We start from the raw sequence: 14681 nt of genomic DNA, 5'->3' as shown, positions 1-14681 counted from the left end.
CAGTTTTAAGGATTATTTCAAGAACTCAAAAATTCCTGCCGCGCCTTGTCCAGTACCCACACACATGGTTACCAAACCGTACTTTCCTTGCATATTACGCTTACGCATTTCATCAAACAACTGTACAGATAGTTTACCTCCAGTACAACCTAGTGGGTGCCCTAGCGCAATGGCACCACCGTTTACGTTGATAATATCTGGGTTTAAATCTAACTCACGAATTACTGCTATGGATTGAGAAGCAAAAGCTTCATTCAACTCAATTAATTCAATATCAGCTTGTTTTAATCCAGCTTGTTTCAATGCTTTTGGCACTGCTTTTACAGGTCCAATACCCATAATCCTTGGCTCAACGCCTGCTGCCGCATAATTAACAAGACGTGCTACTGGCTCCAAATTTAATTCCTTCACCATGTCTTCGCTCATTACCATTACAAAGGCTGCACCATCACTCGTTTGCGAAGAGTTCCCTGCAGTAACACTACCGTTAGCGGCAAACACAGGACGTAATTTACCAAGTACCTCTAAAGAAGTATCCTTTCTTGGACCTTCATCTTTAGTAACCGTATATTTCTTAGTTGCTTTTTTACCGTTAGCGTCTACATAGGTTTGTTCTACTTCAATAGGAACAATTTGTGACTGAAAACGGTCCTCCGCTTGTGCTTTTAATGCTTTTTGGTGTGAATTGTAAGCAAATTGGTCTTGTTCTTCACGAGATACCTTAAACTGCTCAGCAACTGCTTCTGCAGTGTTACCCATACCCCAGTAATAATCTTCATGACCAGATTTTACCACATCATAATTTAATTCTGTTTTAAAACCCGTCATAGGAACAGAACTCATACTTTCTACACCACCCGCAATAATACAATCTGCCATTCCGGCTTGTATTTTAGCGGTTGCAATACCAATAGTTTCTAATCCAGAAGAACAGAAACGGTTAACGGTAACTCCTGGTACATCAACAATATCTAATCCCATTAAAGAGATTAAACGTCCCATGTTAAGCCCTTGAGAACCCTCTGGCATAGCGTTACCAACAATTACATCGTCAATACGTTTTTTGTCTAGTTGTGGCAACTCCTTCATCATATGTTCAATGGTCTCTGCCGCCAACTCATCTGCGCGCTTAAAACGGAAGAGCCCTTTAGGAGCTTTCCCAACCGCAGTTCTATATCCTTTAACTATATATGCTGTTTTCATTATTCTAGCTTTAGGCTTTAAGCATTACGCTAAAAGCGAAATTTAATTTCTTAATGGTTTACCTGTTTTCAACATGTGTTGGATACGTTCTAAGGTCTTTCTTTCGGTACATAGTGATAAAAAGGCCTCTCTTTCTATATCCAATAAGTATTGCTCACTTACTAAAGTAGGCTCAGATAAATCACCACCTGCCATTACGTACGCTAGCTTGTTAGCAATTTTTTTGTCGTGCTCACTAATGTAACGGCTAGCTTCCATAGAATCTGTACCCACTAAGAACATCCCTAGGGCTTGTTTACCAAGAACTTTAATGTCTTTTCTTGTAGGTGGCTTAGTGTAACCTTGCTCTGCCATTAATTTAGCATGTGCTTTAGCAGTAGCTATTTGTCTATCCTTATTAACTACAACAATGTCTTTACCTTTCTGTAAAATACCCAAATCATACGCTTCATAAGCAGAGGTAGAAACCTTGGCCATACCTATAGTTAAGAAGTGGTCTTGTAACACATTAAGTTCTACATCGCCTTTGCGGAAAGAATCTGATGCTCGCATGGCCATCTCTTTGGAACCACCACCGCCAGGGATTACCCCAACACCAAATTCTACTAGTCCAATGTAAGTTTCTGCTGCTGCAACTACCATATCGGCATGCATAGAAAGTTCACATCCACCACCCAAAGTCATGCCATGTGGTGCAGAAACCGTTGGGATAGAAGAGTAGCGCATACGCATCATGGTATCTTGGAACATTTTTATAGCCATGTTCAACTCATCATATTCTTGTTCTACCGCTAACATAAATATCATACCAATGTTAGCGCCCACAGAGAAATTAGCCGCTTGGTTACCCACTACCAACCCTTGAAAGTCTTTTTCAGCCAAGTCAATAGCCTTGTTTAAACCAGCTAAAACATCACCACCAATGGTATTCATTTTGGATTGGAATTCGCAATTAAGGATTCCATCACCCAAATCTTCTAAAACAACACCAGAGTTTTTAAATACCTCTTTAGATTTTCTGATATTATCTAAAATGATAAAGGCATCCTGTCCAGGAATTTTTACCATTTCTTTTTTAGGAATATCATAGAAATAGGTAGCGCCATCTTTTACGGAGTAGAATGAAGTTACCCCAGCAGCTTTCATTTCTTTTACCCAATTGGCAGCGGTTTGCCCTTCTGCTGCTATAAATTCTAAACCTTTATCCAAGCCTACAGCATCCCAGATTTGAAAAGGACCATGTTCCCATCCAAAACCAGCTTTCATGGCATCATCTATTTTATAAAGCTCATCTGTGATTTCTGGAATTCTATGCGATACGTAGGCGAATAATTGACCAAAACTTTTACGGTAAAACTCGCCCGCCTTGTCTTTGCCACCACATAAAACAGCAAACCTATCTACAACTTTATCTATGGTTTTGGTAAGTTCTAGCGTTGCAAACTTTGCACTCTTCTTAGAACGATAGTCCATGGTATCTAAATCCAACGTTTGGATTTCACTCTTACCGCCCTCGCCCTTTACTTTTTTATAAAAACCTTGTCCTGTTTTACTACCTAACCATTTGTTTTCCATCATGGTATTGATGAAATCTGGTAGCTTAAACAAGTCGTGACGTTCATCATCTGGGCAGTTGTCATAAATACCATTGGCTACATGTACCAAGGTGTCCAAACCAACTACGTCTACTGTACGGAAGGTAGCAGATTTTGGTCTGCCAATAACAGGCCCGGTTAATTTGTCTACTTCTTCTACCGTCATCCCTAAATCTTTTACCGCGTGGAAAAGACTTTGGATACTAAAAATACCGATTCTGTTACCAATAAACGCTGGAGTATCTTTGGCAACTACAGAAGTTTTACCTAAAAACTGCTCACCATACCCATTTAAAAATTCTAGTACAGATGGGTCCGTTTTTGGGCCAGGAATAATCTCGAACAATTTTAGGTAACGTGCAGGGTTAAAGAAGTGTGTTCCACAGAAATGCTTCTGGAAATCATCGCTTCTACCTTCGCTCATAAATTTAATAGGAATACCAGAGGTGTTAGACGTAATTAAAGTACCCGGTTTTCTATATTTCTCAAGATTTTCAAACACTGTCTTTTTAATATCCAAGCGCTCTACTACTACTTCTATAATCCAGTCTACATCTTTAACTTTAGCAATATCATCCTCTAGGTTACCCGTTGTAATTCGGTTAGCGAATTTTTGGTGGTAAATAGGGGATGGCTTTGATTTTAAAGCCTTTGTCAAAGCATCGTTAACCATACGGTTACGTACTACTTTGTCTTCTAAAGTTAATCCTTTAGCCTTCTCTTTGTCATTCAGTTCTCTTGGTACAATATCCAATAATAGGACCTCCACACCAATATTCGCAAAATGACAGGCAATTCCGCTACCCATGATACCGGATCCAATTACAGCAATCTTGTTAATATGCCTCTTCATGTACTTTTAGAATATTAAGTTGTTGAATTAGTGTATATTTTTTTTTCTTGTATTAGTTGATTGATGGCTTCTACTGTTTTAAAGAAACCTTCTAAATCTTCTTTCTCGACCATGCGTGATACCACTTCGTTAAAACGAAGTACAACGTCTTTAGATTTAGTGCGCATCTCTGTCCCAAATGGCGTTAGATGTATAAGAACCCCTCTACCATCATTAGGATTAGGTTTCTTTTCTATAAGTCCGCGACTTTCCATACTTTTAATAATTCTGGAAAGACTGGTAGCCTCCATCCCCATTTTTGGCCCTAGGGCTGTGGATGGTGTTCCCGCTTTTGGGTCAATGCTCAACAATGTAAATCCGATAGCCATAGAAGAATCATATTCTTTGGCTTGCTCATTGTACATTCTAGTAACCGCTTGCCAAGTGGCTCTTAAAGCCCAGTCAATGGTTATGTCTTTCATAGAACTCATTATGGCTCCAAATATAAGAAAAATTTATTATGCATGCATAATAAATTTGATTATCTGACAAATAAAAAAGGTTCTCCGTGGAGAACCCTTAATTTTTCTGATATTAATTATGCTTATTCTTAAAGAATGTACAAATAGCACAAATCCTTTTATAATAGGTATTACAGGCTAATGCCCGTAAATTTCTTGGTATAAATCTGCGTATTTCTGCTTTATAATTTTTCTTCTCAACTTCATAGTAGGGGTAAGGTGACCTTCCGCTTCACTCCAGACATCTGCAGTTAATTTAAATTTTTTAACCTTTTCCCATTTTGCAAATTCAGCATTCGCTAACGTCACTTCTTCTTCATAACGCTCTAAAACTTCTGGTTTACTAATAAGGTCTGCGTTAGAGGTGTAACTAATATTATGCCTTTTGGCCCACTCTTGTAAAAATTCGTAGTTAGGTTGTATAAAAGCAGCTGGCATTTTTTCGCCTTCGCCTATAACCATAATTTGTTCTATAAAACGCGATTGTTTAAATCTGTTTTCTAAAATCTGTGGCGCCACATATTTACCACCAGAGGTTTTAAACATCTCCTTCTTACGGTCGGTTATACGTAAAAATCCTTCCGCATCTACTTCTCCAATATCTCCGGTATGGAAATAGCCGTCTTTAATAACTTCTGCTGTTTTGTCTGAATCTTTGTAGTAGCCCATCATCACATTAGGACCTTTGCATAAAATTTCGCCGTCCTCAGCAATTTTAACTTCTACTTTATTTATGATTTTACCAACGCTACCAATTTTCCAGCCTTTACCTTTTACTTGGTTTACAGATATTACAGGAGAAGTTTCCGTTAAACCATACCCTTCCATTACTGGCATTTCTGCAGCCCCAAATACTCTAGCTAATCGTTGTTGTAAAGCAGCACTGCCAGAAACCATGGTACTTAAATTGCCTCCTAAACCTTCTTTCCATTTAGAAAAAATGAGTTTACGTGCAATTTTAAGTTTTTGCTCGTACCACCATCCATTGGCACCATAGGGTTCAAACTGTAAACCAACATCTACTGCCCAAAAGAATAGTTTCTTTTTAATACCAGTTAGTGCAGCACCTTTGGCAATTATAGCATCATACACTTTTTCTAATAACCGTGGTACTACCGTCATTACTTCTGGTTTTACCTCTTTTACGTTATCACTAATTTTATCTAAACCTTCTGCAAAAAAGATTTCAATACTAGAATACTGATACAAATAAAGTATCATTCGCTCAAAAATGTGGCAAACGGGTAAAAAGCTCAAAGCTGTTGCCCCTTGTTCAAATGGTACACGTTCGCTACTGCCAATAACGTTAGAAACTATGTTGTCATGAGACAACATTACCCCTTTAGGTCTACCTGTAGTACCAGAGGTATAGATAAGGGTTGCTAAATCTTCTGGTTTTACAGCGGCTGCTCTAGCTTCTACCTCTTCTTGGTTACTATCGTCTTTACCCTTTGCAACAACTTCTTCCCAATTGTTACAATTTGCCAAATCATCAAAAGAATAAATATCTACTAAATTTTTAACCTTGCCGCTTATAGCCAGTACTTTGGTCAATACTTCGCCACAAGACACAAAGCAATATTTAGCTTCTGAATGGTTTAGAACATATTCATAATCCTCTTCTGATATGGTAGGGTAAATAGGTACATTCTGGGCACCTATTTGTAGTATGGCCATATCCATGATGTTCCACTCCGTTCTATTGGTCATGGAAATCACTGCAATCTTATCATTGGGTTGCACACCCATTCTAAGCAGTCCGCGACTTACCGCGTTTGCTTTATTAATGTATTCTTGTGTGGAGGTGGCTACCCATTGTCCTCCTTTTTTGGTTACCAATGCCTTTTCTAGTGGGAAATTTTGCAGCTGGTAATGGGGGAAATCAAACAGTCTCGTTACTTCTTGCATATTCAGTTTCTAATGAGGGTTGCAAAATAGGGAAAGCTTATGTGATTTTAAAAACAATTTCGTAACAAAATCATTCCTTAAATAAAAATAATTCATTTTAACACTTGTTAATCAATTAGAAGTAAATTTTATAACTCCTTTTTATCGATAGATTTGAACCGTTTACCTACAAAATATCGTCTTACACAACAAAGTAAGAAAATACTTTCAAATTAATTTTAGTTTTGAGGTTCCAAATCTATAATTATGAAACACCATTACACTACTTTTTCTTTAAATTACTTGCTGGTCTTGGCTATTACAGTACTTACTGGAACAGCAAACGCACAATCCGAACCTTTTGATTGTGACTACAATGCATATCTATTTCAATACAATGATGTTTATGCCATTGATTTAGCATCTGGTAGTTCCTATTTAGTAAAACAAGACGTAACCCCAAATTCAATTAATGGTGCGGCTTATAATTCTGCAGATGGATATTTGTGGGGCTACTATGGTGGCAGACAAATTGTAAGAATGGGTAAAAACTTTGATACTGATATCTATACCATTCCAGAAATACCACCAACTGGCATGAACTACGTAGGAGATATTGATTTATTTGGACAATACTATTTTAGAGCAGGGGGATCTACTTATTACCATGTAGATTTAAATCCTGAATCGCCTACTTATTTAACCTACATGGGTAGTAATACTTTGAGTCAGAGCATCAATGTGCATGATTGGGCTTTTAATGCAGCAGATAATATGTTGTATACCGTAGAGAAGAAAACCAACCGTTTATACCGTATAGAAGTAGAGACAGGAAATGTAGAAAATGTTGGAGAAGTACCCATTTTAAGCGGGAACAATTATACCTATGGAGCTGTTTATTTTGATGTTGACGGAAATTTTTATGTTTCTGCCAACCAAACAGGCACTGTATACATTATCCGCAATGTACAGAATATTGTAGGTGGTATTATGGATTCTAACGTTTTTGCTTTTGGTCCAGCATCTGCATCTAACGATGGTGCACGCTGCCCATCTGCCCCAGTACCTCAAGAAGATTGTTTAAATGGAATTGATGATGATGGTGATGGCTTAATAGATTGTGATGACCCATCTTGTTCTGGTGTAGCGGCTTGTCCAGTAATACAACTAGCCTCTAGTGGTAATAATGGAGGATTAGAAAGTAATGATAGATTAGCCAACCTAATTAGCAAGCGTAATTATTACAGAGCAAAATCTAATTACAAGTTTAACCCACTTACCGCTAAGAAGGTAAAAAGAAATAAGAATTATCTTAGAAAAGGAGTGTATAATCCTTCTGCGATTGAACTAAATGCCTTGGTGCCGCTAAATGTAATTGGTGAATCTAGTACGGTAGAATCTGCTCCAGAAGATTTGTTGGCGTTAACCAATGCCAGTGATATTTATGCGGTAGATTACTTAAAAGGTACAGAAACTTCTAGTGCGTTAATGGTCATAAAGACTGAAGATAAGGTATATGAACATAGTAAATTTATTTGTGACCGTTTTCTAGGTGCACAGTTATTATCTGTATCTACCATACAATTAAGGGAGAAAGATTTTATACGATCTATTATTAAGCAAGCAGATGGCGCAACAGAATTTGCCTTGAGCTTTTCAGCTAGGTTAAATGAAAATAATCAGTTTGTAATAGAATCGCACTGGAATATTGATGCTTACCAAGAAGATACAGCATACTATAATTTCCAAATTTGGTCTAATTCGGTAGACGATTTATTGAAATTGGCAGATGAAATTTTGAATCTATTAGAATCCAACGCTTCTATTGCAGCGTTTGCAAGTTCTACACCACCACCAGTATTTGTGAAGTCTGCACGTTATGAGCGTGGTGCTGTACATATGAATGTGGTAAACAATAATCGTTCAGAAGAAATTTCTTTAGAAGGAGGTATAAAACGAACTGAAACGAGTGAAACAGAGCAGGTTGGTTTACAAACTGCACTTGCAGGGTACATAGATACAGTAGCCGTAGAAACTGGAAATATTTTTGATTTTGGTTTTAGAATTTCAAATACCAATGGCGATACACCAGACGATTTATTTGTTGCTGATGCACCTTGGGGAGTAGATGATAGCCAGGTGGGCACTACTATTCATAATTATGAAGTAATGCAAACTGAAGATGCTTATATGGGAGAAGGATACCCGGTAGAGCGTAATGTAAATTTAAGTGCCACAACAGATACCTACGTAGGGGTGTATAGAGCAATGAGTCCAAGATTTAAAGCGGTGGATTTGTCTAATTATGACAACTTAGCCTTCAAAGCGAGTGGTTCTGGGGCCTTGGAAGTACAATTAATACAAGGCGATGGTAGCTTCCTTACCACAACTATAGATTTAACTGCAGAAGAGCAAGCTTTTTATTTGCCAGCAAATGAATTTAAAACTAGGAATGGTGGTAATGGTGATTTCTCATCGGTAAAAGTGGTACAGTTTAACATGAAGTCTAACTCAGGCGCTGCAGAAAACAAACAATTAGCTTTAAAAGCGATAGAATTTACTTCTGCTAGTATGCCTGCGCCATTTGTAGATAAGAATTTAAATAAAAGTATAGTGAGTCCAAACCCAATGGAAACAGAAGCTACCTTATATTTCTATGACGAAGTTGCAGGGGAGTATACTTTGGAATTGTTTGACAGAAATGGAAGAAATATAAGCTCGCATACTCAAGAGGGAAGTAGCGTAGCGGGTCAAAATACAATTTCTATAGCGCGTAAAGGCTTACAAGCAGGCTTGTACTTTTACCGTGTAGAAAGCTCTAGCAAACGTGTTTGGAGCGGAAGAATATTGGTTAAATAGTTGGTTATATTGATGTTAGTTGTAACCGCCCCACGCTATTGCGTTGGGGCGGTTCTCTTTTAGTTACTTTTTAGCAAGTATCCAATCCCTTGCGTTCTCAAAAGCGATAACCCAAGGAGATACGGCATCCGTTCTATCTTTAGGGTAATGTGCCCAATTCCATGGAAAAATGCTTCGTTCTATGTGTGGCATGGTAACTAAATGTCTACCAGTTGCATCACAAAGCATGGCGGTATTATAGTCACTACCATTAGGATTGGCAGGGTACCCTTCGTAACCGTATTTTGCTACTATTTGGTATTGGTCTTCTGTTAAGGGCAAATTGAATTTACCTTCCCCATGGGAAATCCACACCCCTAATTTTGCACCTTCCAAAGTAGAAAGCATCACAGAATTATTCTTAGCGATAGTTACAGAGGTAAAGTTGCTCTCATGCTTGTGGCTATCATTATGGACCATTTTACCATGCTGTTGCCCATGTTCTGGATTAATTAAATCTAACTCCATAAACAATTGGCAACCATTGCAAATACCTACAGATAAGGTGTCTGGTCTAGCAAAAAAATCTTTAATGGCCTTGTTGGCTCGCTCGTTATATTTGATTGCACCTGCCCAACCTTTGGCACTCCCTAATACATCAGAATTAGAGAAGCCACCTACGGCGCCTAAAAATTGAATGTCTTCTAATGTTTCACGACCAGAAATTAAATCGGTCATATGTACATCTTTAACATCAAAACCAGCTAAGAACATGGCATTTGCCATCTCTCTTTCAGAATTACTCCCTTTTTCTCTTAAAATTGCAGCCTTAGGTTTTATTGCTGTACTTACTGGACTAGTAGTTCCTTGGAAGTGAGCTGGGAATTGATAGTGTAAGGGTTGATTTTTGTAATTATCGAATCGTTCTTTAGCAAGGTCGCCTGCAGTTTGTTTTTGATCTAATAAATACGAAGTTTTAAACCAAGTGTCTCGTAATGAAGCAACAGGTAATCCTATTTCTACACTGTTATTTTTGATGAATAGGGTAGGTTCTTTACTCACAGTGCCAATGGATTGGCAGTCTATGCCGGCAGCTATTAATTTTTCTGCGGCTGTGGCAGATGCTTGTATAACCACTGCAATATTTTCTGCAAATAACGTCTTGATAGTATCTTCTTCTCCTAATGCTGTAATATCTATGTTTGCCCCAAGTTGGATATCTGCAAAGCAAAGCTCTAACAAGGTGGTGATTAAACCGCCAGAGCCAATATCGTGCCCTGCGGTAATTTCTCCTGCCGCAATTAATTCTTGCAGCGTATTAAACCCTTTAGCAAAGTATGCAGCATCAGTTACCGATGGCGCTTCTGTACCAATTGAATTTAGTATCTGATTAAAAGATGAACCTCCTAATTTAAACTTGTCTTTAGATAGATTTACGTAGTAAATATCTCCTTTGCCAACTTGTAAAACAGGTTCAACTATTTTAGTAATGTCGTTACAATTGGCCGCCGCAGAAATGATTACTGTGCCAGGAGAAATCACTTCTTGATTCTTGTACTTTTGTTTCATACTCAAAGAATCCTTGCCTGTAGGAATGTTGATTCCCAAAGCAATAGCAAACTCACTAACCGCTTCTACAGCTTGGTACAAGCGAGCATCTTCTCCAGGATTTCGGCAAGGCCACATCCAGTTGGCAGATAAAGAGACGGACTTTAATTTGTCTTTTAAAGGCGCCCAAACAATATTGGTTAAAGACTCTGCAATGCTGTTACGGCTCCCAGCAACAGGGTCTATAAGTCCAGAAATAGGGGAGTGACCAATACTTGTGGCCACACCTTCTTTGCCTTTAAAATCTAAAGCCATAACACCGCAATTGTTTAATGGCAATTGCAAGGGGCCAGCACATTGTTGTTTAGCCACCCGGCCACCCACACAACGGTCAACTTTGTTGGTTAGCCAGTCCTTGCAGGCAACAGCTTCTAATTGTAGTACCTGCTCTAGGTAATCCATAAAGTGTTCTAGACTGTAGCCTTCCTGCAGATAATTGGTAGCTATACTCTGGTCTTCCATTATGGTTTTAGGGCTACTCCCAAACATATCAGAAAGAGCTAAATCCAAGGGAGTATCACCCTTAGAGCTTGACTTAAACGTAAATTTTTGGTCGCCGGTTACCGCTCCAACTTCATACATTGGTGCACGTTCCCTTTCAGAAATTCGCGCTAGCAAATCCATATCTTTCTCACCCATAACCAAGCCCATACGTTCTTGGCTTTCGTTGCCAATTATTTCTTTAGCAGATAGGGTAGGGTCACCCACGGGTAATTTGTCTAAATCTATAAGCCCGCCAGTTTCTTCTACCAATTCTGATAAGCAGTTTAAATGTCCGCCTGCGCCATGGTCGTGAATAGAGACAATAGGGTTTTCATCGGCCTCTACCAATCCACGTATGGCATTAGCGGCTCTTTTTTGCATTTCTGGATTAGAACGTTGAACCGCGTTTAATTCTATGGCAGACTCAAACTCTCCCGTATCAGCACTAGATACAGCAGCCCCACCCATACCAATTTTATAGTTATCTCCTCCAAGAATAACAACTTTGTCGCCTTTTTTTGGAGTGTCTTTTAAAGCTTGTTCTTCTTTACCATAGCCAATACCGCCTGCCAGCATAATAACCTTATCGAAACCTAGTTGCTGTGCTTCATCTTTATGTTCAAAAGTTAGGACAGAACCTGCAATTAATGGCTGGCCAAATTTGTTACCAAAATCTGATGCGCCATTAGAGGCTTTTATAAGAATATCCATCGGAGTTTGGTACAACCAATCGCGCTCAGGGAATGCCTTTTCCCAAGGTCTATTTTCTTCTAAGCGGGAATAAGACGTCATATACACGGCGGTACCTGCCAATGGCAAAGAACCTTTACCACCCGCAAGACGGTCACGAATTTCTCCGCCAGAACCCGTAGCAGCACCATTAAAAGGTTCTACCGTGGTTGGGAAGTTGTGGGTTTCTGCCTTTAGCGATAAGACCGAATTGAACTCTTTTTCTTGATAAAAATCTGGTTTGTCTGCAGTTTTAGGTGCAAACTGCATCACTTTAGGACCTTTTATAAAAGCCACATTGTCTTTATAGGCAGAAACAATATCGTTAGGATGCGTTTCTGATGTTTTCTTTATCAACTTAAATAAAGAAGAAGGCATTTCTTGGCCATCAATAATAAAAGTTCCATTGAAGATTTTATGTCTACAATGTTCCGAATTTACTTGGCTAAAACCAAAAACTTCTGAATCCGTTAGTTTTCTTCCTAATTTTTCTGATAATTCATTTAAATAGGTTACTTCTTCCTCGTTCAAAGCCAAACCTTCTTGTAGATTAAAGGCTGCAATATCTTCTATTTCTAGGATTGCTTCTGGAACTACATTGATAGTGTAAATATCCTGTGTTAACCCCTTGTATTTTTGAGAAAGCATGGGGTCAAAATCTGAGAATGATTCGGGTACCACCATAAACTCTTCTATTCTTAGAATACCAGAAATACCCATGTTCTGCGTAATTTCTGTAGCATTGGTGCTCCAAGGCGTTATCATTGCAGCCCGTGGGCCAACAAAAAAGGCGTCTAAAGACGCCGCATTTATTTTAGGTTGGTTGCCAAACAACCATTCTAATTTCTGTTGATTTTCCGAGTTAATCTCTTGATTGGCTTGTACTGCGAAAACCTTGGTGGTTATATCGCCAAAGAAATGAATCATATCAGCTGTTTTCATAGTTTTACCTCAGTATTTCTACTGAAATTGTTCTCCGTTTTCACCTGTTTTATCAAACGTAATTCAGGTTAAAAAAGAAAACGCAAAAATACGATTTTGCCTCACATACGCACAAGGCTAGAACTTTAGTTTTTAACTGCCATTGTTGATAGTACAATCTGCCATTAATTATGCTAATCCAAAGTGCTTTTTTTAACCGTTGCAGTATATAGAATTCCTAGGCCTAAACTGGCTGCAATTACAGAGGCTAGAAGAATACTAATTTTACTAGCGGTTAGAGCTTGTCCCGTGAATGCACTAGAGGCTACAACAATAGACATGGTAAAACCAATACCTGCCAAGCAGGCGGCACCTATTAAGCTTTTCCAGCTTATTTCTGGCGCCAGTTTACCCCATTGTAGTTTTGTAGCTAACCAACTAAATCCAACAATACCTAATGGTTTTCCTAGGCATAGCCCAAGGATGATGCCAATATTTGCAGGGGCTAAAAGGTAATAGTCCCCAGCAGTTAAAACAATACCCGTATTAAAGAAAGCAAAAAGTGGCAGTACAATAAAATTGACAAATTTTTCTAGATTATGTAAGAGAAATTCACTTGGTTCTCTTAAACGTTCAATAGCCTTTTTTAATACTAAGAGGGATTCTGGAGCTATTTTCTTTTTATCAAAATTGCTGTTGTTTATTTCCCCTATTTCTTTTTGAAAAATGATGGAGGTTTGTTTTGCGATAAGTTGCAGGTTTGCCTTGCCTTGAGCCGGAATCAATAAAGCGGTCAGTACCCCCGCCAAAGTTGCATGAAGGCCACTTTTAAAGACCAAAAACCACAGGACGAGCCCTAAAATCAAATAAACGGAAACATTATACACCCGTTTTCTGTTAAAGTAAAACATTAAAAGAAGTACACCCAATGCAGCTAAAAAATAGCCAATTTGAAACCCGTGGCCATAAAATAAGGCAATGATAAGAATAGCTCCCAAATCATCTGCAATTGCCAAAGCAGAAACAAATACTTTTAAGGATACAGGAATACGGGAACCTAAGATTGCCATTAATCCAAGTGTAAATGCAATATCAGTGGCCATAGGAACGCCCCAACCATGAAGCTGTTCTCCGTTACTGTTTAAGAAAAAATAAATCACAGCTGGGACTAGCATTCCACCGATAGCAGCAACAACGGGTAAGGTGGCTTTTTTTCTAGTGGATAGTTCTCCATCTATAAGTTCTTCTTTAATTTCTAGACCTATAAGTAGAAAAAAGATGGCCATAAAAAAATCATTAATCCATTCTTCTACAGTTAGCGTAAAATCTAGCGTGCCAAAAGTAAAGCCAATAGGGTAGTGACGCCATTGCTCATACAAGGCTGCGTCTCCTAAATTTACTAAGACTAATGCCGCTATAGTAGCAATGATAAGAGCTAATGCTGCTGATGCACCCCATTTAAAAAGTCCTTGCATGGCAGCTCTAATTAAAGTAGCTCCGTTTTTTTGTAGCGCACCTATGATGGATTCTTTATCCCAAGGACCTTTATACGGAATTCCGTTGATGGTAATTCCAGGAAAAATAGGTACACCTGCTGTTTCTGCTTCTTTACTTTCTGCATACACTTGTTTTTCAAGCGTGTTACTTTGTATTTCTTTTTGGTAAGCAGAAAAATTTATATCTAATTCCCTAACGAAACCATCTATTTTGACTTCGTTAAGGTCTGTTTCTGTTGCAATTGCTTGATATAGGGCTTCTTCTTTATTTTGTTCTCTTACAGCCAATATTGCTTTTACAGCATAAATTTCTATTGGGTTGCTAACATCTATAGCGTATTTGTAGTGTAAGGTAACCTCTTGGCCAAAATTGACTAGTGAATCTTTAAGTGATTTCGCAGCTTTTGCAGAAATTTTGTTTTTTAAATTTCTATATACAACAACATCAATTGGTTTTTTATGAAACATTCTGGCTATCAGCTTTTTATTCTTTGTAAAAATAGTAGAACAGCCGGAGTTGTTTTAGCTCTAAACCATATAATACCTAACCCATATGTTACCAAACTTG

The 14681-nt window shown here is 38.3% G+C and carries 7 protein-coding genes; 1 reads left to right on the top strand and 6 read right to left on the bottom strand.

Features of this window, described 5'->3' with window-relative positions:
• Window positions 1-12: 12 nt before the first annotated feature.
• From HCO57_RS15325 to HCO57_RS15310, 4 genes are all read right to left on the bottom strand, one after another.
• The gene (locus tag HCO57_RS15325; protein ID WP_167989756.1) at window positions 13-1203 is read right to left on the bottom strand and encodes an acetyl-CoA C-acyltransferase; all 1191 of its coding nucleotides are present in this window, start codon (window positions 1201-1203) and stop codon (window positions 13-15) included.
• Window positions 1204-1245: 42 nt separating this feature from the next.
• Window positions 1246-3651, bottom strand: coding sequence for a 3-hydroxyacyl-CoA dehydrogenase/enoyl-CoA hydratase family protein (locus HCO57_RS15320; RefSeq protein WP_167989755.1), 2406 nt, complete (start codon window positions 3649-3651; stop codon window positions 1246-1248).
• A 14-nt stretch (window positions 3652-3665) separates the two neighbouring features.
• Complete coding sequence (locus tag HCO57_RS15315; protein WP_136951486.1) at window positions 3666-4112, bottom strand: MarR family winged helix-turn-helix transcriptional regulator; 447 nt, start codon at window positions 4110-4112, stop codon at window positions 3666-3668.
• Window positions 4113-4289: 177 nt separating this feature from the next.
• Window positions 4290-6059: an AMP-dependent synthetase/ligase gene (locus HCO57_RS15310; RefSeq protein WP_167989754.1), complete on the bottom strand. Its 1770-nt coding sequence runs from the start codon at window positions 6057-6059 to the stop codon at window positions 4290-4292.
• Between the two features lie 246 nt (window positions 6060-6305).
• Here HCO57_RS15310 and HCO57_RS15305 point away from each other — a divergent pair, with 246 nt between their 5' ends.
• Window positions 6306-8897 (top strand): DUF6923 family protein, encoded by a 2592-nt coding sequence (locus tag HCO57_RS15305; protein WP_167989753.1) that lies wholly within the window; start codon window positions 6306-6308, stop codon window positions 8895-8897.
• 63 nt (window positions 8898-8960) lie between these two features.
• On the opposite strand, the gene purL is transcribed toward HCO57_RS15305, so the two are convergent.
• Window positions 8961-12623: a phosphoribosylformylglycinamidine synthase gene (gene purL / locus HCO57_RS15300; protein ID WP_167989766.1), complete on the bottom strand. Its 3663-nt coding sequence runs from the start codon at window positions 12621-12623 to the stop codon at window positions 8961-8963.
• 188 nt (window positions 12624-12811) lie between these two features.
• Window positions 12812-14581 carry a Na+/H+ antiporter NhaA gene (gene nhaA / locus HCO57_RS15295; protein ID WP_167989752.1) on the bottom strand — a complete coding sequence of 590 codons (1770 nt, stop codon included), beginning with the start codon at window positions 14579-14581 and terminating at the stop codon, window positions 12812-12814.
• Window positions 14582-14681: the final 100 nt, after the last annotated feature.

This window comes from Croceivirga sp. JEA036 (assembly GCF_011882165.1).
Classification (GTDB): domain Bacteria; phylum Bacteroidota; class Bacteroidia; order Flavobacteriales; family Flavobacteriaceae; genus Croceivirga.
Note: the sequence above shows the minus strand (reverse complement) of the source record. Positions and strands in the feature narration are given on the sequence as shown.